This window comes from Vreelandella hamiltonii, from assembly GCF_014651775.1.
GTDB classification, from domain to species: Bacteria; Pseudomonadota; Gammaproteobacteria; order Pseudomonadales; family Halomonadaceae; genus Vreelandella; species Vreelandella hamiltonii.
The window spans coordinates 155,243-179,972 of record NZ_BMXN01000003.1; the positions used below are offsets into that span (position 1 = coordinate 155,243).

Sequence of the window (24,730 nt, forward strand, 5' to 3'; positions counted from 1 at the left end):
GGTTACAATCGAAGTACAGTCCGATGGATAAGGAGCACGTCAATGCAAGTAAACATCACTGGTCATCACGTTGAACTGACTGACGCCTTGCGTGACTACGTAAACGAAAAGCTGGAACGCGTTGAACGTCACTACGACAACATCACGACCGTCCAGGTCACCTTATCTGTTGAAAAGGAGCGCCAGCAAGCCGCCTGCACCCTGCACGCAGCAGGAGCCGACCTTCATGCCGAAGCGCTGGACAACGACATGTACGCAGCCATTGACGCCCTGGCGGACAAAATCGACCGTCAGCTCGTAAAACACAAGGAAAAAGCACAAGCCCGCGCCCAAGGCGCTGGCGTGCGTTAACCCGATGACGTTGGAAACCATTCTCCCCCCGGAGCGCGTGCTGTACGACGTGCCCGGGGGCAGCAAAAAAAGGGTGCTGGAGTTTTTCAGCACCTTTATCGCTCAAAACACGCCCAGCCTGGATAGCCAGGAAGTCTTCAGTCGATTGATTGGCCGTGAACGGCTGGGCAGTACCGGCATCGGCAATGGCGTGGCCATTCCCCACGCACGCAGTCCTCACTGCAGCACGCCCATTGCCGGGTTTCTCAAGCTGGCCGAACCCGTCGACTTCGATGCCATCGATGGTGACCCCGTCGATCTGGTGTTCGTGCTGCTGGTACCCGAAGAAGCCGATGATACGCATTTGGCGCTATTGGGTCAGGTCGCCACGATCATGAACGACGCAGCCACACGCCAGCAATTGCGCAATGTCAGCAGCCAGCGTGAACTGCTGACGCTGTTGACCGACAAGATTCGCGAGCAGGCTGCCTAGCGCAGCCTTTGCCGGGCAGCAACGCCGTCGATAACCCCCTATTCCTTCTCAAGCCAAGAGAGATGCGCTATGCAGCTGGTGATCATTAGCGGCCGTTCAGGGTCCGGTAAGTCCATCGCCCTACAGGCGCTGGAAGATCTTGGCTATTACGCCATCGACAACCTGCCTGCCATGCTGCTGGGCTCGCTGGTCGATGAACTGCGTCAACAGGGGGGACGTACTCATTTGGCCGTCAGCATCGATGCGCGCAACTTGCCTACTGCACTGGAACAGTTGCCCGCTCTGCTGGAAGAACTACGCCAGCGTCAGATCCGTTTTCAGGTCATCTACCTGACCACGGACGCTCGCATTCTGCTGGAGCGCTACTCGGCCACCCGTCGGCGCCACCCGCTGACGCGCGATAGCGACATGACCCTGGAAGAGGCCATCAACAAGGAAGAAGAAACCCTGCTCGAGATTCGGGACCTGGCTGACCTGCTGATCGACACGTCGCGTCTTTCGGTACACGACCTACGCCGCCGCATCACCGATCAGGTTGCTCATCAGCGGCGTGACCAGTTGACCCTGACGTTCGAATCTTTCGGCTACAAACGGGGCGTACCCATGGATGCCGATATCGTGTTCGACGTGCGCTGCCTGCCCAACCCCTATTGGGACCCCAGCTTGCGGCAGTTCACCGGACGCGACGCCAACATCAAGGCCTTCTTGAGCGGCTACCCCATCGTCGATGACATGCGTGACGATATTCATGCCTGGCTGGAGAAATGGCTACCTGCTTACCAAAGCAGTCAACGCAGCTATATGACCGTGGCCATTGGCTGTACCGGCGGACAGCATCGCTCTGTCTACATGGTCGAGCAACTGGCGCAATCGCTGGTCAAGCGCACTGGCGCTATTCAGCTCAGACACCGGGAATTGGGCTTGCAGTACACGCTGAGCGAATTACCCGCTACCGTCGATGCCGCTTCTTCCACCCCTCCCAGCGACACGACGTCGCCCTGATATCACTCGGCAAAAAGGAACCAGAGTGCCTGAAAGAACCTTAACGCTGACCAACCAACGCGGCCTTCATGCCCGCGCCGCCACCAAACTGGTCAAGTGCGGCCAGCAGTTTTCAGCCCGCATTCACGTGTACAAACAGCAGCAAAAGGCCGATGCGGCCAACATCATGTCGCTGCTGATGCTGGCGGCCCCCTGCGGTACGTCACTCACCATTACCGCAGAAGGTGAAGACGCCGACCAGGCCCTCGATGCCATCCAGGCCCTGTTCGACGCCCGCTTCGACGAGGATCAGTAACCCTCGTCAGCTGCCCGCCACCGTCATGGCGTCCACCAGCCAGCTGCCGGTATGAATGCTGCCACGCGTATCGGTATCGTCGCCAATCCCCATCAGGCCAGCGAACATGGTGTTGAGATTGCTGGCAATGGTGAACTCTTCGATGGGGTACTGTACCTCGCCATTCTCCACCCAGAAACCGGCCGCACCGCGAGAGTAGTCACCCGTCACAGCATTGACCCCCTGCCCCATCAGCTCGGTGACCCAAATACCCCGCCCCATCTGCTGCAACAGCTCGTGACGCGGTGCCAGCGGGGCCAACAGACGCAGGTTACGTGCTCCGCCAGCGTTCCCCGTCGACTGCATACCCAGGCGACGCGCGCTGTAGGCAGACAGCATGTAGCTGGCGATCCTGCCCTGCTCGATGAAACGGTTATCTCGGGTCTGCACACCCTCGGCGTCGAAGGGCGAGCTGGCCGTGGCGCCGACTTCCATGGGGCGCTCCTCCAGCCCCATCCACTCCGGGAAAAGCGGGCTGCCCAGACGATCACACAAGAACGATGCTTCACGATATAACGCCCCGCCCGCCAAGGCGCCCATCAGGTGGCCTACCAGGCCTGCGGCCAGGGTTGGGTCGAACAGCACGGGAAACGTACCGGTGGGCGGCTTGCGCGCACCCAGCCGCCGCAGGGTGCGTGCGGCCGCTTCGCGCCCGACGTCCTCCGGGTCACGCAGCTGTACGGGATTGCGTGCCGACGTGTAGTCATAGTCGCGCTGCATACCCTTGTCATCCTGGGCGATCAGCATGCAGGACAGCGAATGGCTGCTGCCCTTTTGGGTACCTAGAAAGCCATGGCTATTGGCGTAGACCCGCACGCCCTCGCCACTGGACAACGAGGCACCTTCGGACTGGTGAATACCGTACACGCTGCGCCCCGCCTGTTCACAGCGCAGCGCCAGCTCGATGGCCTGCTCGGTCGAGAGCGCCCACGGGTGGTGCACCTTGAGATCCGGCAGCCGGGTCGCCATCAGCGCAGCGTCTGCCAACCCGGCAGCAGGGTCTTCGCCGGTATAGCGCGCAATTGCCAGGGCCTTTTCCACCGTGGCGCGCAGCGAGGCGCTGCTGGCATCCGTGGAGGAGGCGCTCCCCTTGCGCTGGCCAACGTAGACCGTAATGGCGATTCCCTGGTCACGGGAAAGCTCGACGGTCTCGACCTCGCCGAGCCGTACGCTGACGCCCACCCCCTGGTCGACACTGGCGCCTACTTCAGCGGCATCGGCGCCCAGCGTTTTCGCCAGGCCAAGGGCTTCTTCCGCCCGCTGCGCCAGTAGCGCCTGTTGCGCTGCTGCATCAAATGCCTGTGCCATGTGGTCTCCTTTTCGCCTCAATTGCATTGGCGAATCAATGTTATGGTCGCAGCCTGATATAATGCTGCCGACGAATCCAAATCAGTGAGTGTCTGTATGCCTAAGCAACGCCCCGAGCCCCTCGATATTGACGAGCAGGAAGAGCGTCCCAGTAAATCCCAGCTCAAGCGTGAAATGCATGCTCTTCAGGCGCTTGGCGAAACCTTGATTGCCATGAAACCCGCCGAACGAGCCCGCTTTCCGCTGTCTGACGATATGTTGCGGGCCATCGAGGAAACCTCGCGCATCCGCTCCCATGAAGGCCGCCGCCGCCACATGCAGTACGTGGGCAAGTTGATCCGCAAGGAGGATCTAGCCGCCATCCAGGGGGTATTCGATGCCATCGAGCAAGAGAAAGAGCAGCGCGACCATGCCTTTCATCGACTGGAAAAATGGCGTGATCGGCTGGTCGACGAGGGTGACGACGCCGTCGACCTGTTCCTTGCCGACTACCCCGATGCCGACCGCCAGACCCTGCGTCAGCTGGTGCGTAACGCCCGCAAGGAGCGTGAGCAAGGTAAACCGCCGACCAGCGCGCGCAAGCTGTTCAAGCACTTGCGCGATACGCTGGCGCTCTGACCCCCACACCAACGATGACGAGCTGCGCTGTCTGACTAGCCGGATTGCGTGCCACCGACGGTCAGCTCGTCCAGCTTGAGGGTGGGCTGCCCAACGCCTACCGGCACGCCCTGGCCCTCCTTGCCGCATACACCAATCCCGGTATCCATGGCCAGGTCATGGCCAATCATGGACACTCGTCCCATCGCCTCAGGGCCATTGCCGATCAGCGTGGCGCCCTTGACTGGCGAGGTGATGCGGCCATCTTCGATCAGGTAGGCTTCGCTGGCTGAAAACACGAACTTGCCCGACGTGATATCTACCTGCCCGCCACCGAAGCTGACCGCGTAAAGGCCGCGCTTGACGCTCTTGATGATGTCTTCCGGCGCATCTTGCCCGGCCAGCATCACCGTGTTGGTCATACGTGGCATCGGCAAGTGGGCAAAGGACTCACGCCGCGCGTTCCCGGTTGGCGCCATGTTCATCAATCGCGCGTTCAGCTTGTCCTGCATGTAGCCGGTGAGAATGCCATCCTCGATCAGAGGGGTGTACTGGCCCGGCGTGCCCTCGTCATCGACGCTGAGCGCCCCGCGGCTATCCATGACCGTGGCATCGTCTACCACGGTGACGCCCTTGGCCGCCACGCGCTGGCCCATTCGCCCGGCGAAAGCCGAGCTGCCCTTGCGATTGAAGTCACCCTCCAGGCCGTGCCCGACCGCCTCGTGCAAGAGGATGCCGGGCCATCCAGCGCCAAGCACCACGGGCATCTGTCCAGCGGGTGCATCCACCGCTTCCAGGTTGACCAGCGCCTGACGCACGGCCTCCTGGGCATAGCGCTCGGCCACCCCCTCATCGCGCAGGCGAGCCATGGAGTAGCGCCCACCGCCACCGGCGCTACCCCGCTCCCGACGGCCATTCTTGGCCGCGATCACGCTGACATTGAAACGTACCAGCGGTCGCACGTCCGCCGCCAGGGTACCGTCGCTAGCGCGTACCAGCACGACTTCGTAGGTGCCGGACAGCGAGGCACTGACCTGGCTGATACTGGGGTCGGCAGCGCGCGCGACGCGGTCGGCCTGCTTCAGCATGGCCACCTTCTCCTCGGCACTCAGCCCTGCCAGCGGGTCGATACCTGCATAGCGCGCCGCTGCGCTTACCGGCACGACACGCTGGCCAGGCAACTGCTTGCCACTGCGCACGATGCCCGACGCGGTGCGTCCGGTATCCATCAGAGCATCGGCAGTAATCTGGTTGGAGTAGGCAAAGCCGGTTTTTTCGCCGGCCAGCGCCCGCACACCGACCCCGCCATCGATGTTGTAACTCGCTTCCTTGACCTCTCCGTCTTCCAGCACCCACCCCTCCTGCCAGGTGCGCTGAAAGTAAAGGTCAGCATAATCGATGCCTGCCCCCATGGCGTAGCCAAGGCCCGTATCCAGGGCTTCCAGATCGAGACCACCCGGCGTTAGCAAAATGGAAATTGCAGACTCTATATCGCTTGTGTGTGCGGTCATTGAGGGCCTTCTAAAGTAACCTGCGGCGAGGTCCAGGGACCTCGCACGCGATAATGAATGGTGGTGGCCTGGGCCAGTGCGTCACCAAAGAGCCGGTCGGCAATAAAGAGCGCCCCACCGACGATGGGAGCACCCACCGCGATTGCAGCGATAGGCAGACTTTGGCTCACTGGCAGTGTGACGCCAAGACGCTGATCGAGTTCGCGCTGCAAGAGATTAACATTTCCTGTCAGCGTAAAGGTCGTGGCGGGGGCATCAATTTGTAGGGGGCCACGCAGCAACAGCTGCCCTTGGGCCACATCTGCCGTGCCATGCACCCGATCGAACGCCGTCCCCTGCCCGGTCACATCCGAAAAATCAAAGCGCAGTCTGCGCAGAATGTTATCGAAGTTGAGCAGCCCCACCAGCCGAGCAGGTGCCGAGTCGAGCATCACGAAGCGCCCGTCACGAATATCCGTGCTCAGCTCCCCACCTGCGCGGGCCAGCGCAAACTGCCAGGGTGCCCCCGCCCAGGCAAGCTCGGCGGCCACGTTGGTGGTGCGGCTGCGCATGGCAACGGGCTGCCCCAGACGCTCCAGGGCAGTGCCCAGATCTCCCCCCTGGATCGTCAGGTCAGCGCGCGTGCGGCTGGTCACCGGATTACCTTCCCAGTGCAGCTCGCCACGCGCCGAGAGCTGCCCCAACGTCAGCCCCACCGGCGCAATCGAGAGACGCTGATCGTTCGTTTGCCAATACGCCGTCAGAGGACCGTAAAAGCCATTGCCAACACTCAGTTCGGCAAGTCGCAGTCGCCCATCGGGCACGGAGGCCAGCCATTCGGGGATAGGGGCTGGAGCCGCGTATTCGGTGGTGATCTCATCCAGCCAGGAGTCTGGTGCAGAGACGGCGTTGGCCTGCTCCTCACCGGGCAAGTCAAGCAGACGGTCAGCGGCTAGATAGCTCACCACCACATCCAGCGGACGAGCCTCGCGAGGCTGATAGCTCACTCGCCCCGACAGCAACTCACCATTGATTTGCAGCTGCGCTCGGTCCGCCTCGGCACTGCCGGACGCCGTCATGGCGCCCAGGCACTCGTCTCGATAACGTAAACAGGACGTCCTCAGCACGGCTTCGAGGGTCGGCAACTCCCCTGGCGTCGTCAGCCCATCCGCACCACTGTCGAAAAGCGGCGACACGGCCTGCTGCCAAGCCAGAGGGTCGATATGCTCCAGCGATGCATCTATTTTCCAGCCAGACTGCTGGGGCCAGTCTACCAGGGGTGCCACGCTACCCAGCGCGACCGCTCCCGCCAACCCCTCTGGCTCTCTGAGCGCCAGACGCATGGCCAGCAGATCGGCAATCCGCACTTCTCCTCTGGACCTGGAAACGTCGGCACGCACCCGCAACGGCCAAGGCTGCTCGGCACGTTTGTCGAACGGCTCGGGCAACTGGCTAGTCAGCCCGACCAGCTGGCTTTGCAGGGTCAAGGTGGGGCTGTCCCCCCAATCCACCACGCCTTCCCAGGTCGTTCGCCCACGCAGTACTTCACGCGCCGTGTCCGGCATGCCTGCCAATGCCCAGAGCGCTGCGCTGTCCACATCGCCGCTGAGCTGCACCCGCTGCTGATCTTCATCAAAGTCGGCCCGGATTCCCCCACCTTGCCAACGCCCCTGCAGGTTACCCAGCAGCGCACGCTGCTCGCCCGACTGCTGCCAGTTCACCTCGCCTTCGACCTGACGCAGTGACAAGGGTAGCGGTTGGTAGCGCACGACCTCCAGAGAAGGCACCACGTTGATATCCAGCGACAGTCCTTCTGGATGCTCCAAAGGCACGACCGCCGCCAAGGAGCCTTCTACCACGCCTTCGGCACTGAGCTCGTCGAGCGGTAACCCGCCCGCCTCTGGTGTGGCCTTGAGAAAGCGCAGCAGCGAGGCGCCATCACTGTGCAAGTGTCCCGACAGACGCAGCACGTTGTCTTCATCCATCCGGACGGCCCCTCCGGATAGCTGGACACCCTGGCTCTGTGCACTCGCCACTTGTGCCTTCAGCTCTCCACCTTGCCATATCAGGCGACCATCGACGTCTTCCAGCAGCGGCCAACCATCGGCAATCGGCAAGTACCCCTCTCGCACCAGCAGCGCCAGCGTGGCGGAAAATGGCGGTGCGCTACCGCGCTCTCCAAACGGCAGACTCATCCTGAGCGCCCCCTGCGGCACTCGGCCACCGATGTCTTTTTGCAACCATTCACGCAACTCCGGCCCCAGCACACCCAGCGGCAACCATTGCCCTAACGGGCGCTCCACGGCATCGACATTCTCGAAGGCGAGGTCGAGACCAAACTGACCACGCTGCTGCCCCGTGATCAGGCCAAAGCCACCCTCGATGCGGGCGCCATCCCAATCGACTTTCAGCTCACGCCCGCTGATCATGGTACGTGGGCCATCGTAGACCCACTCCACCACGCCCTCGGCATGCCCCAGCTGCATGGGCGCTTCGAAGAGCTGCGGGAAGTAGAGTTCGCTGTTGCCCGCACTGCTGAAGGTCACCCGGCCACGCAGGTCACGCGCCTGCACCCAGGCATCCAGCGGGCCTCCACCGGGTGCCTGCTGCCACGGGTCGACCGCAACGTTGGTCAGCGCGGCATCGACCCCCCAGCGCCCTTCACGCTGTCCTAGCCGCAGCCCCTGCACCTGCCCTCTGGGGGCCAGGGTTTGCAGCACCCGAGTCAGCGACTCGGGTAACAGGGCGTACTCGCGCCAGGCGGCCAGCGAGGCCAGTTCGAAGGCGCTGGTGCGCAGTTCCCAACGGCCGGGCTCGTGGGCCAGATACCAGTGGTAAGGTAGGGCAGGACCGTCACTGATGCCCTCTGGCTGTGCCCATTCGACGCTTTCTGCGTTGCCGCTCAGCCAGGCTTCACCGCCCTCCCCGTTGCGCTGCCACTGCCCGGAGGCCTGGATGTTGCGCAGCACGGCATACTCCACATCTCGGCGCAGGGTCAGCTCGGGCATATCGACCGCAAGTCGGGCATCCTCAAGGCGCCCTTCTCGCCAGCGTCCCCATAGCTGCACCTGACCGCCCGCCTGCTCCAGATACGGCATCTGCTCGGGTCGAAACAGCGCTGCCAGCACCACCAGATGATCCAGCTGCATATTCATCTGCAGCGCGGCCGAAAAATCACTCAAGCCACGCGCACCTGGCTGCATCTCGGCGCCCATGGTGATGGCAGGCAGCGCCGCGGCTTGCTGGTCGGGGTCTTCCACGACATTCAGCTCGCCAGAGAGCCGCGTCCGGCGCTCATCGCCATCCAGCACCAGCGACGGTGCATGCAACAGCACCGTCTGCTCACGCCCATGCAGCAGCACGCGGCTGTTGTCTACCCACAGACGCTGCCGGAGCAACAACCCAGCCCAGGCGTCGATCAACGCCAGATCGATATCCGGCTGCGGGGCCATGCCCAAGGGAAGCCTGGCGGGCGCCGGCCATCCCCAGGTGGTTCCAGGGGTTTGATAGAGGTGGAACTCGAGGCCCGCCATGCGGGCATCACTGAAAATGGGTGCCCAATGGCGCAGGCTCGCCAAACCATCCAGGCGTAAATGCACGCGCTCGACGGCAGCCAGCGGGTCGCCTTGAGGGGTATCGATACGCAGGTCTTCGAGCAGGAAACGCAGATCATTGCGCGCCAACGAGAGCGATACTTGCCCGATACTCACCGGCGCACCGATTCTGGCTTCCAGCACGGCTTCGATACGTGGCGCGAGTGCCTCGCTCTGGCTGAGGGCCACGCGCAGCGTCACCAGCAGTAACGCCAGCAGGCCCAGCAATACTGCCAGCGTCACCAGTACGACGCGAAGCAAGAGGCGGAGTAAGGAGCTTGACGCAGCCATCACATGAGTACGATATCGTACTGCTCTTGGGAGTAGTGCTGCTCGACCTGAAAGCGAATGGTCTTGTTGATGAAGGTTTCCAGGTCAGCCACGGCCGCCGACTCTTCATCCAACAAACGATCCACCACCGGCTGAGAGGCCAGCACCATGTAGGTTTCTGCGCTGTAGGCACGCTCTTCACGCAGGATTTCGCGGAAGATTTCGTAGCAGATGGTTTCGGGGGTCTTCAAAGTGCCGCGGCCGGCGCAGGTGGGACAGGCCTCGCACAGGGTTTGTTCGAGACTTTCCCGCGTACGCTTGCGGGTCAGCTGCACCAGCCCCAGCTCGGTTACCCCGGTACATTTGGTTTTTGCATGGTCACGCTCCAGCGCCTTTTCCAATACGCGAAGCACCTGACGCTGATGCTCGACATCCACCATGTCGATGAAGTCGATAATGATGATACCGCCCAGGTTGCGCAGCCGTAACTGACGGGCAATGGCCGTCGCGGCTTCCAGGTTGGTCTTGAAAATGGTCTCTTCCAGATTGCGATGACCGACGTACCCACCGGTGTTGACGTCGATGGTCGTCATGGCTTCGGTAGGATCGATGACCAGATACCCACCGGATTTGAGCTGCACCTTGCGCCCCAAGGCTTTCTGAATCTCGTCTTCGACGCTGTAGAGGTCAAAAATCGGTCGCTCGCCCGGGTAGTACTCGATACGGTCCACCGCGTCGGGCATGAACTCTTCGGCAAACTCGACCAGCTTGACGAAGTTTTCCCGGGAGTCGATGCGCACTTTTTCGATGTCATCGCGCATGACGTCACGTAGAGTGCGCATGAACAGCGGCAAGTCGTCATAGATCACGCTAGGCGGGGAAGCGGTGATCTTGCGCTCGCTGACCTTGCGCCAGATACGCAGCAGAAAATACATGTCGCTGGCCAGCTCTTCATCGCCCACGCCTTCTGCCGCCGTCCGCACGATGAAGCCACCCGTCACGTCGATGGTCTGTTCTGCGATGCTCTTGTCCAGCAGCGCTTTCAGCCGCTCACGCTCGCGTTCGTCTTCGATGCGCTGGGAAACACCATGGTGAGGCGAGTCCGGCATGTAGACCAGGTAACGCGAAGGAATCGAGAGATGGGTAGTCAGCCGCGCCCCTTTCGTGCCGATAGGGTCCTTGGTGACCTGCACGACCAGGGCCTGGCCTTCGTGCAGCAACTGCCCGATGGTCTGCTGCTCATCGCTGGGGGTGCCGGGCGGCATCACTTCATGGGCATGAATGAAAGCGGCGCGCTCAAGGCCAATATCGACAAAGGCAGCCTGCATGCCAGGCAGTACGCGAACCACTTTGCCTTTGTAGATATTACCCACGATCCCACGGCGACGAGAACGCTCGATGAGCGCCTCCTGCAACACGCCATTTTCCACCAGCGCGACGCGGGTCTCCATGGGCGTCAAATTGATAAGGACTTCACCGCTCATGCACAATTCCTTATTGAATATCCGGTTCCTTGCCAGCGCAGCGGTCGTCGCCAGGTGCCAGTGCGGGCCCAATCGCTACGTTGGATATCGGCCCGCCCAAACGGGCACTCCCTGCTGGACAAGCAAGCGCGTGGTTTCAAATAGCGGCAGCCCCACGACGGCAGAGTGACTGCCCTGAATTTCTTCGACGAACACCGAAGCAAGCCCTTGTATGGCATAGCCACCGGCTTTGTCCACGGGCTCACCGGTCTGCCAGTAGCAGGCGATTTCCTCGCGGCTCAATGAGCGCATGGTGACATGAGTCGTGACACAACATGAGAGTATACCCAGCGGCCCACTCACTGCCACCGCGGTCAGTACTTGATGCGTGCCCCCCGAGAGCCGTTTCAACATCTCGGCGGCATGTTGCTGGTCTCGGGGCTTGCCAAGAATATCCCCCGCCACCACGACTGCCGTATCCGACCCGAGCACCGGCAAGTGCGTTCGGCCCATGGCCGTGCTGGCCTTGGCGATGGCCAGCCGCTCCACATACGCCAAGGCCGACTCATCGGCCAGCGGCGTTTCATCGATATCGCTGGGCAGCACGCTGACAGGCACGCCAATCGACGCCAGCAGCGCCTTGCGACGCGGCGACGCAGACGCCAGGCAGAGCACCGGCGGGGAGGATGCGCCGGAAATCACCTCGCTCATGTTCCACTGCTCATCATGCGCCGCTCCAGAGCCACCAGCATGGTGGCCAGCCAAGGCCACAACAGCGCACTCATCAGCGAGGGAATCAGGAAGGAGAGGTGGATCGAAAACTCGCCGGTCAAGGTACGCAACCACTGCTCGACCAGCTGCACCAGCCCCAGCAGCACCAGCACCAGCACGGCCTGCTGCACCAGCGAATAAGCGCGAAAACGTGGATAGACCATAGCAGCCAGAAACGCCAACAGCGACAAGATGAGCGCGTGTTGGCCCAGCGCGGTCCCTTCGATCAGGTCCAGCAGCAGGCCCACCACGAAGCCGTGAAAGACCCCGACTCGGTCCGGTGAGCGCATGCTCCAGTAGATGAGCATGAGGCCCACCCATTCGGGGCGAAACACCTGCCAGCCATCCGCCACCGGCATGACCTGCAAGCACAGCGCCAGCAGCAGGCTCAGCCAAACGGCGAACAGCGGCACAACGGGAGCCCTAGCCATCAAGGCGCCTCCTGTGAATGAGACTCGGCCAGACGCTGAGCGGCATGCACGGCCTGCGCCGAGATATCCATGGACTCATCCCAGTTAGACGCGTCGAACTCTTCGCGGGGCGGTGGAAAGAGCATCAGAAAATGCCGTGAGCGTTGCAGCTGGGCGGCAGGCTCGGCCATGACACGTGCAAACGGTTGGCCGGGGTCATGGTACACCTCGGTGACACGGGCCACGGGATACCCAGGAGGAAAGCGACCCGCCAACCCGGAGGTGGTCAACAAGTCTCCTTCGCGAATGTCGGCAGTATCCGGTACGTGCAGCACGCTGACGCTGCCATAACGGCCGGTGCCCTGCACAATGAAACGCAGGCCGTTTCGATTGACCTGAACCGGCAAGGCATGACTTGCATCCGCCAGCAACAGCACGCGGCTGGAGTAGGCAGACACAGCGGTCACCTGACCGACCAACCCAGACGCATCGATCACTGGCTGTCCGACATAGGCGCCGTTACGATGCCCTCGGTCGACGACCATTTGATGGGTAAAGGGGTCGTTGTCCAGCGACAGCAATTCGGCCGTGATGTAGGGAATCTCACGACGCTCGCCCGCCTTGAGCAGCGTGCGCAGCTCGGCGTTTTCGGCGGTCAGGTTGGCAAGCCGCTGCCCACGATGGGACAGCGTCAGGATCTGCTCTCGCAGGCGGCGATTCTCATCCACCAGCGCTTGCTGGTCAGAGAGCGCCAGCGCCCCCCAGTTCAAGACGTCGCTGGGCACGCTCACCACCCACTGAATGGGGGCAACGACCATGGTCATCTGGGCGCGAATATCTTCCATGCGCGTGAAACGCTGGTCGACAAACATCAGCACGCTTGCCGCCAGCACACAGAAGAAAAGCCGGTAACCGGGTAACGGCCCGTGTGAAAACAGCGGTTTAATAGGCAATCCCCCGCGTCAAACCGCTGCGATCAATCGCTCGACAGTAACTCAAAGGTATGCTGGTCAATCATCTCCAGCGCCTTGCCACCGCCACGCGCCACGCAGGTCAGCGGATCTTCGGCCACGATGACCGGCAGGCCCGTCTCTTCGGCGATCAGCTTGTCGAGGTCACGCAGCAGCGCGCCACCGCCGGTCAGCACCAGGCCGCGTTCAGCGATGTCCGAGGCAAGCTCGGGGGGCGACTGCTCCAGCGCGCTCTTGACGGCAGATACGATAGAGCCCAGCGTTTCCTGGAGCGCCTCGAGAATCTCGTGGGAGTTGAGCGTGAAGCTTCGCGGGATGCCCTCTGCCAGGTTACGGCCGCGCACGTCGATCTCGCGCAGCTCGCCACCCGGGTAGGCACACCCGATCTCTTCCTTGATGCGCTCGGCCGTGGCTTCGCCGATCAGGCTACCGTAATGGCGGCGCACGTACGCGGTGATCGCCTCGTCAAAACGGTCACCGCCTACGCGGATCGATTCGGAATAGACTACCCCGTTGAGTGAGATGATGGCGATCTCGGTGGTACCGCCACCAATGTCCACCACCATCGACCCCTGCGCTTCTTCTACCGGCAAGCCTGCACCGATGGCCGCAGCCATGGGCTCTTCGATCAGGAAGACTTCGCGGGCACCCGCCCCTTCGGCGGACTCGCGGATGGCACGGCGCTCTACCTGAGTCGACATGCAGGGCACGCAGACCAGGACACGCGGGCTGGGCGTCAGAAACGTACTCTGATGCACCTTGCGAATGAAGTGCTGGAGCATCTGCTCGGTAACGGTAAAGTCGGCAATGACGCCGTCCTTCATGGGTCGAATGGCCGTGATATTGCCAGGCGTGCGACCGAGCATACGCTTCGCGTCGGCGCCGACCGAAGCCACGCTGCGCATGCTACCGGATTGGCGGATGGCGACTACGGACGGTTCATCGAGCACGATGCCACGACCGCGTACATAAATCAGTGTGTTGGCCGTACCCAAGTCGATCGACAGATCGCTGGAAAACAGCCCCCTCAAACGTTTGAACATGGATGTTGTTACCTAGTGCAGACCGGGAACCCTGTGCGGATGCAAACGGTATCACCGCAACCCCTTGGCAGCAAGCACGAGTCGTGCCCAATAGTGCCCGAGGGGGGCAATATGTGGTACCTTTTGCGGCTATTTTCCACGTCTGCTCCACAAGACGAATTTAAGATGACCGTATGTATACCGCTGAAAGCGGAATATGTTCCATCACGTTTGCGAGGAAACCTCGATCATGGCGCTTGAAGAATCTCATGTGCGCCGGGCCGCACATCTGGCCCGACTCGCCGTCAGCGATGACCAAGCCAGTGGCTTCGTCGACGATCTCAGCCGCATTCTGGACATGGTCGACCAGCTCCAGAGCGTGGATACCGAAGGCGTGGCGCCACTGGCCCACCCGCTGGATGCCACGCAGCGCCTGCGCGCCGACGAAGTCACCGAAACCAATCAGCGCGACGCTTTCCAGCGCTGTGCTCCGGCAGTGGAAAACGGCCTGTATCTGGTGCCTCGCGTGGTTGAATAACCGCCGCACCCCGCTCGTTTCTGCTTATTTCATTCGCCCCCGAACGGAGCTTCCGGGTCATGCACGATAAAACCGTAACGCAGCTCGCCGCCGCCCTGGATAGCGGTGAACTCTCCAGCCGAGAGCTGACCTCCCACTTTTTGCAGCGCATCGAAAAAGCCGATGGCAAGCTCAACAGCTTCATCACGGTGACCGCCGAGCAGGCGCTGAACCAGGCCGAAGCCGCCGACCAGGCACGCGCGGCAGGCAAGGCGAGCAAGCTGGCTGGTATCCCCTTGGCGCTGAAAGACATTTTCTGCACCCAGGGCGTCAAGACCACCTGCGGCTCCAAAATGCTCGATAATTTCATCGCGCCTTACGATGCCACCGTGGTGGAAAAGCTGGCGGCCGCAGGCACAATCAGCCTCGGCAAGACCAACATGGACGAGTTCGCCATGGGCTCGTCCAACGAAAACAGCCACTATGGCGCGGTCAAGAACCCCTGGGACCTGACGGCAGTCCCCGGCGGCAGCTCCGGCGGTAGCGCGGCGGCGGTAGCGGCAGGGCTAGTACCCGCGGCCATGGGCACCGACACCGGCGGCTCCATTCGTCAGCCGGCCGCGTTCTGTGGCATCACCGGATTGAAGCCCACCTATGGGCGCGTCTCTCGTTACGGCATGATTGCCTACGCCTCCAGCCTCGACCAGGCAGGCCCGATGGCACGCACGGCTGAAGATTGTGCCCTGCTGCTCAACGTGATTGCCGGGCACGACCTGCGCGACTCCACCAGCGTCGCCCGTGGCGTGCCTGACTACACCGAAACCCTCAACGCGCCGCTGTCAGGCCTGAAAATCGGCCTGCCCAAGGAGTATTTTGGCGACGGCCTCGACCCGGAAGTCGAGCAAGCCGTGCGTGAGGCCGTCAAGGTTTACGAGTCGCTGGGTGCCACGGTGCGGGAGGTCAGCCTGCCGCACACGCACTACGCCATTCCGGCCTACTACGTGATTGCCCCCGCTGAAGCTTCCTCCAACCTGTCGCGCTTCGACGGCGTGCGCTTCGGTCACCGCTGCAAGGCGCCTGCCGACCTGATCGACCTTTACACCCGCTCGCGGGCCGAAGGGTTTGGTGAAGAGGTCAAGCGGCGTATCCTGATTGGCACCCACACCCTGTCGGAAGGCTTCTTCGACGCTTATTACACCAAGGCCCAGAAGGTGCGTCGCCTGATTCGTCAGGACTTCCTCGACGCCTTCGAAGATGTCGATGTACTGATGGGCCCCGCATCGCCCACGCCCGCTTTCGACCTGGGCGCGAAGAAAGACCCGGTGTCGATGTACCTGCAGGATATCTACACCATTGCCGTGAACCTGGCGGGCATTCCCGGCATCAGCGTTCCGGCCGGATTTGCGGGCGGCCGCCCGGTGGGCCTGCAAATTCTCGGCACGCACTTTGCCGAAGCGCAGCTGCTCAACGTCGCTCACCAGTTCCAGCAAGCCACCGACTGGCATCTCAAACTGCCTGCCTTTGCCGAGGAGAACGCCTGATGCAATGGGAAACCGTGATTGGGCTCGAGGTCCACGTTCAGCTCGCAACGCGTTCCAAGATATTTTCCGGCGCCTCGACGGCGTTTGGCGCCGAGCCGAACACCCAGGCCTGCGCCGTTGATCTGGGCCTACCTGGTGTACTGCCCGTCTTGAACGAACAGGCGGTCGCCATGGCCGTTCAGTTCGGCCTGGCCGTCCATGCCGAGATCCCGGAAGTATCGGTCTTCGACCGCAAGAACTACTTCTACCCCGACTTGCCCAAGGGCTACCAGACCAGCCAGATGTATCACCCCATCGTGGGCGCTGGCGAGGTGGAAATCACCCTGGACGACGACACCACCAAGCGCATCCGCATCCACCATGCTCACCTGGAAGAAGATGCAGGCAAGTCGCTGCATGAAGACTTCCACGGCATGACCGGCATCGACCTGAACCGCGCAGGCACCCCGCTGCTGGAGATCGTCTCCGAACCGGACATGCGCAACGCCAAGGAAGCGGCGGCCTATCTGAAGGCCATCCACTCCATCGTGACCTACCTGGGCATTTCCGACGGCAACATGGCCGAAGGCTCGATGCGCTGTGATGTCAACGTCTCGGTGCGCCCCAAAGGCCAGGAAGCGTTCGGCACGCGCGCGGAAATCAAGAACGTCAACTCGTTCCGCTTCGTGGAGCGCGCCATCGCCTTCGAAGTCGAGCGTCAGATCGAGCTGATCGAAGATGGCGGCAGCGTGGTGCAGGAAACCCGCCTGTACGACCCTGAGCGCGATGAGACCCGCAGCATGCGCACCAAGGAAGAAGCCAACGATTACCGCTACTTCCCCTGCCCCGACCTGCTGCCCGTGGTCCTCGATGAAGCGTACCTGGAGCATCTGCGCAGCCAGTTGCCGGAACTGCCAGCCGACAAGCGCGCTCGTTTCCAGGACGCGCTGGGGCTATCGGCTTACGATGCCAGCGTACTCTCGGCCAGCCGCGAAATGGCGGAGTTCTTCGAGGAAGTCCACCGGGTGTGCGGCGATGCCAAACAGGCGGCCAACTGGGTTCAGGGCGAGCTGTCCGGTGCATTGAACCGGGAAAACCTGAGCATTCAGAACAGCCCCGTCTCGGCCCAGCAGCTGGGCGAAGTGGTACGCCGCGTGCTCGATGGCACCATCAACGGCAAGGCCGCCAAGCAGGTCTTCCAGGCGCTGTGGAATGGCCAGGGGGAGAGCGCCGACGCCATCATCGATGCCAAAGGACTGAAGCAGGTGACCGATACTGGCGCCATCGAAGGCATGATCGATCAGGTCATCGCCGAGAGCCCGGCCCAGGTCGCTCAGTACCGCGATTCGGAGCCCGAGAAGCGCGGCAAGATGATCGGCTACTTCGTTGGCCAGGTCATGAAGGCCTCTCGCGGCACCGCCAACCCCCAGCAGGTGAACGACCTGCTCAAGACCAAGCTGGACGCTTTGCTGTAACGCGCCCCCAGTGCCAGTGCATCACCATGAGCGGCTGCTTCGGCAGCCGCTTTGCGTGGTGGGGGACTCGCTCAGCTATTTTCAACAGCTACTCTCTACAGCTATTCTCTACAGCTACTTTCTACAACTAGCCTCTACAACCAGCCGCTACAGCTGGCTGGGCTGGGTGAAGCGCTGCAGCTGAGCGCACCCTGCTGCCCAGACGTCGGCCTCCAGCTCGGCAATGGCCGCCGTGGGGAAACCCAGCCCTTGGCTCGGCGAGCCTTCGATCAACAACCCTGCCAACTCGCCCACCAGCGGCATATGGCTGACCAGCATGATGGGACCTTGGGGCTGTTGTGCCATCAGCCACTCGGCCACGTCGCTGGCGGGATCGTCTGGCGTGATGAACGGCAAGGTATTCAAGGGAATGCCCAAGGCATCACGGATATGCTCAGCGGTTTGCTGCGCACGCACATACGGGCTGGCATACAGCACGGGGGTGGCAAGCTCTCCTTCACTGACCCGCGCGGCCAGCCAGCGCGCCATGGCGCCCGCCTCCTGTTCGCCGCGGCGAGTCAGCGCACGCACCGGGTCTGGAAAGCCGGGAGCGGCTTCACCATGCCGCATGATCAGCAGTGGGCTCGCACCACCATGGCGCAGCGCCTGATTTCCCTGGTCACTCATGAACATCTCCTTTGCTGACCGCCACTCGAGGGGGCGATGTCTGTTCCCGATGCGCCTGCTGTACGGCCTCACGGGGCAGAATGAATTCGACGTCGCTGCTTTGCTCACCCAGCATCAGCGTGCGCGCCATTTCCTGGGCGGGCACGCCATCGAACAGCACCCGCTTCAGCCCTTCCGCCAGCGGCATGTAAACGCCCAACTCCTCAGCCTTGGCGCACACCAGCTTGACAGTATTGACCCCTTCCGCGACCTGCCCCAACGCTTCTACCGCAGCTTCCAGGTCACGCCCCTCGCCCAGCGCATACCCCACCCGATAGTTACGCGACAGGTTCGAGGAGCAGGTCACGATCAAGTCACCTACTCCCGCCAACCCCAGAAACGTCATCGGATTGGCCCCCTGGGCCACGGCAAACCGGCTCATCTCCGCCAGAGCACGGGTCATCAGCATGCTGCGGGTGTTTTCACCCATGCCCAGTGCCGCTGCCATGCCTGCGGCGATGGCATAGATATTCTTGAGTGCCCCGCCCAATTCGACGCCGTGCCGGTCATTACTGGCGTAAACGCGGAAATAGCGACACCCCAGCACCTGCTGCACCCTGGTACGCGTCAGGGCATCGGCGCTGGCAATCACGGTCGCGGTCAGCTGTTTATCGGCAATCTCGGAGGCCAGGTTAGGGCCCGCAATCACGCCAATATGGCTAAAGCCGGTCTCCTGCTCCAGCACCTGGCTCATCAGCAGAAAACTCTCCTGCTCGATCCCCTTGGTGGTGCTGACGAGAATCTGCTGGGCGGTCAGCCACGGTTTGGCCGCCTGCACCACGCTGCGAAACGCCTTGGAGGGAATGGCGATCAGCACCAGCTCCGCGCCCACCAGGACGGCTTCCAGGTCAGTGGACGCCTCGACGGCAGGGTTGATCGGATAATCGGGCAGGTAGCGGCCATTACGGTGCTCCTGATTGATCTGCGCCACCAGCGCTTCGTCACGCATCCACTGGCGCACCTGGGCACCGTTGTCTGCCGCAATGCTGGCCAAGGCGGTACCAAAACTCCCCCCGCCCAGCACGGCGACCTTAATCTGTTGCTCATCCGCCATGATGACATCCTGATCGTTTAGCATTCATAGTGATCACCTACTTTATCACCAACGGCCGCCTTCGCCGTTCAAAACAGGCCGAAAAACAAACGGCCCGCCTGGCAGGCCAGGCGGGCCGCATCCCTCAACGGATGGGGATCACGCGGTCAGCACGCTGTTCAGCCGCTTCACGTAAGCCGCCGGGTCGTCCAGGTGGCCACCTTCGGCAATGATCGCCTGATCGAGCAGAATATGCGCCAGCTGGGCAAACAGCTCGCCTTCGCTGCCTTCGAGCCTCGCCACCAGCGCATGATCGGGGTTGAGCTCGAGAATGGGCTTCACTTCGGGCAGTTTCTGCCCCGCGGCCTCCATGATGCGTCGCATCTGATAGCCCATCTCATGCTCCGGCAGCACCACACAGGCAGGCGAGTCGGTCAGGCGGTGAGTGACCTTCACCGACTGCACGTGCTCGCCCAGCGCTTCCTGAACGCGCTTGACCAACGCCTCTTTTGCCTTGGCGGTCTCTTCTTGAGCCTGCTTTTCGGCTTCGTCTTCGACATCGCCCAGGTCCAGCTCGCCTTTGGCCACGTCGGCGAAAGACTTGCCATCGAACTCGGTCAGGTGGCTCATCAGCCACTCGTCGATACGATCGGAAAGTAGCAGCACCTCGATACCTTTCTTGCGGAAGATCTCCAGGTGAGGGCTGTTCTTCGCGGCATTGAAGCTGTCGGCCACCACGTAGTAGATCTTCTTCTGACCTTCCTTCATGCGCTCGACGTATTCGGCCAGAGAATGCTCTTGGGCGGACGTATCGGTATGCGTGGAAGCAAAGCGCAGCAGACCGGCGATTTTCTCGCGGTTGGCGAAGTCTTCACCCGGCCCTTCTTTCAGCACGCTGCCAAAGGTGTTCCAGAACGTCTGGTACTGTTCGCTATCCTTGGAAAGCTTCTTGAGCATGTCCAGGGCACGCTTGGTCAAGGCACCCTTGATCTTGTCGACCTTGGGGTCCTGCTGCAGCAGCTCACGAGAGACGTTCAGCGACAAATCGCGGGTGTCCAGCACGCCCTTGATGAAACGCAGGTAGAGCGGCAGGAACTGTTCGGCGTCATCCATGATGAATACCCGCTGAACGTACAGCTTGACGCCTCGGGAACCGTCACGGTCGAACATGTCGAACGGTGCACGGCCCGGCACGTAGAGCAGGCTGGTGTACTCCAGCTTGCCCTCGACCTTGTTGTGGCTCCAGGTCAGCGGGTCGCTGAAGTCATGGGCCACGTGCTTGTAGAACGCCTTGTATTCGTCGTCCGACACATCGCTCTTGGGACGTGCCCACAGCGCCGTCGCTTCGTTGACGGTTTCCCAGGTGGTGACTTCACTGCCTTCGATCTCGTTGCCCTCGTCGTCACGGGCGGTCTCGACCTTGGGCATGCGCACCGGCACTTCGATGTGATCGGAGTACTTGCGCACCAGGCTTTGCAGGCGATAGTCGTCGGCAAACTCCTTGGCATCTTCTTTCAGGTGCAGAGTGATCTCGGTGCCGTGCACCTCGCGCTCGATATCGGCCACGGTGAACTCACCTTCGCCCCTCGAGCGCCACTCGACGCCTTCCGACGCGGCGGTGCCCGCCTTGCGAGTGCGCACGGCGACTTCGTCTGCCACAATGAAGCCAGAATAGAAACCGACACCGAACTGACCGATCAGCTTGGCATCCTTCTGCTGTTCACCGGAAAGCTGCTTGAGAAACTCGGCGGTGCCTGAACGCGCGATGGTCCCCAGGTTGGCGATGACATCTTCGCGATTCATGCCGATACCGTTGTCACGCAAGGTAATGGTGTTGGCATCACGGTCGTGCTCGATTTCGATGCGCAGCTCGCTGTCACCTTCGTACAGGGCGTCGTTGTCCAGGGCTGCATAGCGCAGCTTGTCGCAGGCATCCGCCGCGTTGGAAATCAGCTCACGCAGGAATATCTCCCGGTTGGAGTACAGGGAGTGGATCATCAGGTTCAGAAGCTGCTTGACTTCGGTTTGAAAGCCAAGGGTTTCTTCGTGGTTCGCCGTGGTCATGCGCTTAGCCCTCATCTATTTCGTGTGGCGTGTCGCCTCTGCCAGCCAGGCAGAGGCGTCAAACAGGATGAAGGCAATATGGGGATAAGTGATGGGATTTCAAGCGCTAGCCAACCAGCCGCGCCGATCAGGCAGCCGTCGACGCTGCCTCGTTCTCGGCCTTCCAGGCGCGATATTCGGCCAGGTGGCGATCCACACGGTTCAACAGCCAACCGACGATCAGCACATCGTCGACCAGGCCAATGATGACCAGGAAATCAGGGATGAGATCAAAGGGCATGACCAGATAGGCCAGTGCCAGAGCCATGGTACCGAAGGCGGCCCAAGGCACCGGCCTGAAACTGCCACGCAGTACGTCGCGGGTCATGGGCAGGAAAAGCGTGAGCGCACGGGCTACTCGTTTGATGGCCCAGGCCCGACCTTTCAAGCGACGAAACAACCACCAGCTAGATAATCGTGCCATCGTCAGGGAATCCTCTCAGGGTACAATGGTCAGAACGTCATTTGGCCAAATAGTTCATGATCGCGACGACCACGCGACGGTGGCCATCACCTACTCGACCGTCATATCAGCCAGTTCCAGTTAAAGAGGGAGTGCCATGCAGGCAACGCCATTTCGTTCTACCCTTCGCACGCTGTGTGCCGCGGCACTGATCGGCCTGCCATCTGCGTCCTGGGCCGCCTCGGACGAGGCCATGCGCGATGCATTGAACGCCGCCCGCCAGCAGCAGTGGCAACAAATCGACCAGAGCGCCATCGACGGGCATATCCTCAGCGGCTATGTGGAGTATCACCGGCTACGCCAGCAGTTGCCCAACGTCTCTGTCAGCCAGGTACTGCAGTTCATCGAGCAGCACGGTGACTCCCCCCTAGGTGAGTGGCTGCGCGGCCAGGCCATTGCCAACTACGGCTATGCGGGCCGTTTCAGCGACCTGCTGGCCGTCGCCGATGGCGAACCCGCCGGTACGGCACGGCAGTGCTACTACTACACGGCACTCCTCGACCGCGCCCCCGAACAGGCACGCACGGCGGGCCTGGCGCTGTGGCGCGTGGGCAGCTCACAGCCCGACGCCTGCAACGCCCTGTTCAGCCGCCTGCGCGCGGATGGCACCATCGATGCCACCGCCATCTGGGAGCGCAAGATGCTGGCTTGGCAAGCAGGCGAGCAGCGCCTGAGCACTTACCTGGGAGGATTGCTCAGCGGCCAGTGGCAAACGGCCATCGATACGGCGGAGCGGGCCAACACAAGCCTCAACAGCCTGACCACGGCCCCCACTTGCCTGGGGCCTGAATGCGCCGCCACGGCAGCGTTCTATCAGGCGGCCATGCAGCGCTATACCCGCGAAGACACGCCCCGTGCCTTTGCCGCCTGGCAACAGATCGCCCCGCGCCTGACGCTGGCGCCCAGCGACCAGCAGGTCATCGAGGAGGAGCTGGCCTTCTACGCCCTGGTGCGCGACGTGCCCGGCACGCTGAGCTGGGTAGACAGCGTGCTGCCTTCCTTGCAGAGCGAACGGGTGCTGGAGCTTCGGGTGCGCCGCGCCCTGGCGGAGCGCCAATGGACCGATGTCATCCATTGGATTGCAGAGATGCCCGCCAGCCAGCAGGAGAGCAGCCGCTGGCAGTACTGGCTGGGACGCGCCAACGAACAGCTGGGTAATCAGGAAGCTGCTCAGGCGCGCTACCAGCAGGCCGCTCTGGACCGTAGCTTCTATGGCTTTGCCGCCGCTGAAAAAATCGGCCAGCCGTACCGACTCAACCACGAGCGCCACCACTTCGACGAAGCCACCCGCGAGGATATCGCGCGACTGCCCGCCGTACAGCGCACGCAAGCGCTGCTGCGCATTGGTGAAGAGGGCCTGGCCAACAGCGAGTGGCTGCATGCCGTGCGCGAAGCGTCGCCTTACCAGGCTCGCGCCCTCGCCGACTACGCTGCCCGGCAGCAGTGGCATGCCCGGCTGGTACAAACCACGATTGCCGGTGAGATGTGGGATGCCCTGGAGTGGCGCTTCCCACCCGCCTACCGGGACAGTTTTCTGCATTGGGGCCGCATGACCGGGGTAGACCCCTTCCTGCTGATGGCGATCACCCGTCGGGAGAGCGCTTACAACCCCGTGGCGCTGTCACCGGCTGGCGCACGCGGCCTGATGCAGCTGATGCCCGGCACCGCCACGCAGGTCAGTCGCCAACTGGGACTCAGCGACCCCGGGCCTTACGGCGTACTCGACCCCGAACTGAACATTCGCCTGGGCAGCACCTACCTGCGTGACAAGCTCGACCGTTACCGTGGCAACCGCCTTGCCGCGACGGCAGCTTACAATGCCGGCCCTGGTCGCGTAGACCAGTGGCTGGGCAGTAACAGCATGGAGTCGTTCGACCTGTTCGTGGAGAGCATCCCCTTCCGCGAAACCCGCGATTACGTGCAGGCCGTGCTGAGCTATCGAGTCATCTTCGAGAGCCTGGCCAACGGCGGTAGCAGCGAAGGCGTCTCGCTATTGAACGACAGCGAGCAGAGCGTTCGCTACGACCGCGCGCTGGTTCAACGCTAAGCCTGTCTCCGCTCCCCTCCCGCGCCCGGTCACACCGGGCGCTGCTCCAGCGCCAGCCGCAGCCCGAACATGACCAGCACCGCCCCCGTGGCCGCATTCAAGGTTTGTGCAAAGCGCGCGCTGGCCAGCCATTTGCTGGCGCCCCCGATCATCAACACCACGCTGATCTGCCACACATTGGCAATCACGAAGTGAATGCTTGCCAGCCACAGCGACTTCAGCAGGGCGGGGTCGGTGGGCGCGATGAACTGCGGCAGGAAGGCCATGTAAAACACCACGGTCTTGGGGTTCAGCACGTTCGACAGCAACCCTTCCTTGATGGGCTGCCAGAGCGGGACAGGCGCAGCGTTCTGCATGACGCCTTTGACGGGCAGCGGCGTTCCTCTACGGGCGGCCATCAAACTGGAAACCCCCAGCCAGATCAGATAGGCCGCACCGGCCAGCTTGAGCGCATTGAATGCCCAAGCCGATTGCAGAAGAATCAGCGAAATGCCCAGTGCCGACACCGTTGCGTGCACGAAGAGGCCGCAGCAGATGGCCACGCTGGTGGCAATACCGTCGCGCAGGCCACCGCGTGCCGTATTGCGGATCACCAGCAGGGTATCCACCCCGGGGCTGACAGAGAGCAGCGTGATAGCCACCAGAAACGGGATGAACTGCGCGTCGATCAAGGTAAAAGGCATGCGTATCAGGCTCGCAAAAGGCGTTGACGGGAAGGTTTTCGGGGCCACTGGACGACCCGGCTATTTGCTTCTAAAGTGAATTTCGCGGGCAAACACCGTGAATGCCCGTCTAATCATCAAGCACGTTAAG

General features: G+C 62.1%; 22 protein-coding genes. 9 read left to right on the forward strand and 13 right to left on the reverse strand.

The features are described 5' to 3' along the window. Positions 1-42: 42 nt before the first annotated feature. The 4 genes from hpf to IE091_RS04020 all read left to right on the forward strand — a co-directional run bounded on the left by hpf (position 43) and on the right by IE091_RS04020 (position 2,120). Positions 43-351 (forward strand): ribosome hibernation-promoting factor, HPF/YfiA family, encoded by a 309-nt coding sequence (gene hpf / locus IE091_RS04005; protein ID WP_027335376.1) that lies wholly within the window; start codon positions 43-45, stop codon positions 349-351. Between the two features lie 4 nt (positions 352-355). Then, the gene (gene ptsN / locus IE091_RS04010) at positions 356-823 is read left to right on the forward strand and encodes a PTS IIA-like nitrogen regulatory protein PtsN (RefSeq protein WP_039177474.1); all 468 of its coding nucleotides are present in this window, start codon (positions 356-358) and stop codon (positions 821-823) included. Positions 824-892: 69 nt separating this feature from the next. Continuing rightward, positions 893-1,825 carry an RNase adapter RapZ gene (gene rapZ, locus IE091_RS04015; protein WP_039177477.1) on the forward strand — a complete coding sequence of 311 codons (933 nt, stop codon included), beginning with the start codon at positions 893-895 and terminating at the stop codon, positions 1,823-1,825. 25 nt (positions 1,826-1,850) lie between these two features. Further along, positions 1,851-2,120: an HPr family phosphocarrier protein gene (locus IE091_RS04020; protein WP_039177479.1), complete on the forward strand. Its 270-nt coding sequence runs from the start codon at positions 1,851-1,853 to the stop codon at positions 2,118-2,120. 6 nt (positions 2,121-2,126) lie between these two features. Here IE091_RS04020 and pmbA read toward each other — a convergent pair whose 3' ends face one another. Further along, positions 2,127-3,467 (reverse strand): metalloprotease PmbA, encoded by a 1,341-nt coding sequence (gene pmbA / locus IE091_RS04025; protein WP_189462881.1) that lies wholly within the window; start codon positions 3,465-3,467, stop codon positions 2,127-2,129. A gap of 96 nt (positions 3,468-3,563) precedes the next feature. Between pmbA and yjgA the strand changes: the two genes are divergently transcribed. Next, entirely contained in the window at positions 3,564-4,085 is a 522-nt protein-coding gene (yjgA, locus tag IE091_RS04030; RefSeq protein WP_016913474.1) for a ribosome biogenesis factor YjgA, read from the forward strand. Between the two features lie 35 nt (positions 4,086-4,120). Here the strand turns inward: yjgA and tldD are convergent, their stop codons facing one another. From tldD to IE091_RS04065, 7 genes are all read right to left on the reverse strand, one after another. After that, complete coding sequence (tldD, locus tag IE091_RS04035; protein WP_039177484.1) at positions 4,121-5,575, reverse strand: metalloprotease TldD; 1,455 nt, start codon at positions 5,573-5,575, stop codon at positions 4,121-4,123. Continuing rightward, positions 5,572-9,438: a YhdP family phospholipid transporter gene (locus tag IE091_RS04040; RefSeq protein WP_189462882.1), complete on the reverse strand. Its 3,867-nt coding sequence runs from the start codon at positions 9,436-9,438 to the stop codon at positions 5,572-5,574. The genes tldD and IE091_RS04040 overlap by 4 nt, the downstream gene beginning before the upstream one ends. Beyond that, entirely contained in the window at positions 9,438-10,901 is a 1,464-nt protein-coding gene (rng, locus tag IE091_RS04045; RefSeq protein WP_039177490.1) for a ribonuclease G, read from the reverse strand. The genes IE091_RS04040 and rng overlap by 1 nt, the downstream gene beginning before the upstream one ends. A 75-nt stretch (positions 10,902-10,976) precedes the next feature. Continuing rightward, positions 10,977-11,591, reverse strand: a complete 615-nt coding sequence (locus tag IE091_RS04050) for a Maf family protein (protein ID WP_189462883.1) — start codon at positions 11,589-11,591, stop codon at positions 10,977-10,979. Beyond that, entirely contained in the window at positions 11,588-12,082 is a 495-nt protein-coding gene (gene mreD, locus IE091_RS04055; protein ID WP_144983537.1) for a rod shape-determining protein MreD, read from the reverse strand. Before mreD ends, IE091_RS04050 begins: the two co-directional genes overlap by 4 nt. Beyond that, a complete protein-coding gene (gene mreC / locus IE091_RS04060; protein ID WP_039177498.1) occupies positions 12,082-13,014 on the reverse strand; it encodes a rod shape-determining protein MreC in 933 nt (310 codons plus the stop codon). Before mreC ends, mreD begins: the two co-directional genes overlap by 1 nt. A gap of 23 nt (positions 13,015-13,037) precedes the next feature. Next, positions 13,038-14,075: a rod shape-determining protein gene (locus IE091_RS04065; RefSeq protein WP_039177500.1), complete on the reverse strand. Its 1,038-nt coding sequence runs from the start codon at positions 14,073-14,075 to the stop codon at positions 13,038-13,040. 229 nt (positions 14,076-14,304) lie between these two features. Between IE091_RS04065 and gatC the strand changes: the two genes are divergently transcribed. Genes gatC through gatB form a run of 3 tightly spaced genes read left to right on the forward strand, consistent with a single transcriptional unit; the run spans position 14,305 to position 17,566 of the window. Next, the gene (gene gatC / locus IE091_RS04070; RefSeq protein WP_016913466.1) at positions 14,305-14,592 is read left to right on the forward strand and encodes an Asp-tRNA(Asn)/Glu-tRNA(Gln) amidotransferase subunit GatC; all 288 of its coding nucleotides are present in this window, start codon (positions 14,305-14,307) and stop codon (positions 14,590-14,592) included. Between the two features lie 59 nt (positions 14,593-14,651). Beyond that, positions 14,652-16,112, forward strand: coding sequence for an Asp-tRNA(Asn)/Glu-tRNA(Gln) amidotransferase subunit GatA (gene gatA / locus IE091_RS04075; protein ID WP_189462884.1), 1,461 nt, complete (start codon positions 14,652-14,654; stop codon positions 16,110-16,112). Further along, on the forward strand, positions 16,112-17,566 hold the full coding sequence (gene gatB / locus IE091_RS04080) for an Asp-tRNA(Asn)/Glu-tRNA(Gln) amidotransferase subunit GatB (RefSeq protein ID WP_016913464.1): 1,455 nt from the start codon (positions 16,112-16,114) through the stop codon (positions 17,564-17,566). Before gatA ends, gatB begins: the two co-directional genes overlap by 1 nt. A 147-nt stretch (positions 17,567-17,713) precedes the next feature. Here gatB and sixA read toward each other — a convergent pair whose 3' ends face one another. The 4 genes from sixA to IE091_RS04100 all read right to left on the reverse strand — a co-directional run bounded on the left by sixA (position 17,714) and on the right by IE091_RS04100 (position 21,831). Beyond that, complete coding sequence (gene sixA, locus IE091_RS04085; protein ID WP_052196368.1) at positions 17,714-18,232, reverse strand: phosphohistidine phosphatase SixA; 519 nt, start codon at positions 18,230-18,232, stop codon at positions 17,714-17,716. After that, complete coding sequence (locus tag IE091_RS04090) at positions 18,225-19,349, reverse strand: NAD(P)H-dependent glycerol-3-phosphate dehydrogenase (protein ID WP_422822513.1); 1,125 nt, start codon at positions 19,347-19,349, stop codon at positions 18,225-18,227. The genes sixA and IE091_RS04090 overlap by 8 nt, the downstream gene beginning before the upstream one ends. A 114-nt stretch (positions 19,350-19,463) precedes the next feature. After that, on the reverse strand, positions 19,464-21,368 hold the full coding sequence (gene htpG, locus IE091_RS04095) for a molecular chaperone HtpG (RefSeq protein WP_144983528.1): 1,905 nt from the start codon (positions 21,366-21,368) through the stop codon (positions 19,464-19,466). A 127-nt stretch (positions 21,369-21,495) separates the two neighbouring features. Then, entirely contained in the window at positions 21,496-21,831 is a 336-nt protein-coding gene (locus IE091_RS04100) for a YkvA family protein (RefSeq protein ID WP_016913460.1), read from the reverse strand. Between the two features lie 136 nt (positions 21,832-21,967). Between IE091_RS04100 and IE091_RS04105 the strand changes: the two genes are divergently transcribed. Beyond that, positions 21,968-23,917 (forward strand): transglycosylase SLT domain-containing protein, encoded by a 1,950-nt coding sequence (locus IE091_RS04105; protein ID WP_189462885.1) that lies wholly within the window; start codon positions 21,968-21,970, stop codon positions 23,915-23,917. Positions 23,918-23,946: 29 nt separating this feature from the next. Here the strand turns inward: IE091_RS04105 and IE091_RS04110 are convergent, their stop codons facing one another. Further along, a complete protein-coding gene (locus IE091_RS04110) occupies positions 23,947-24,600 on the reverse strand; it encodes a LysE family translocator (protein WP_189462886.1) in 654 nt (217 codons plus the stop codon). Positions 24,601-24,730: the final 130 nt, after the last annotated feature.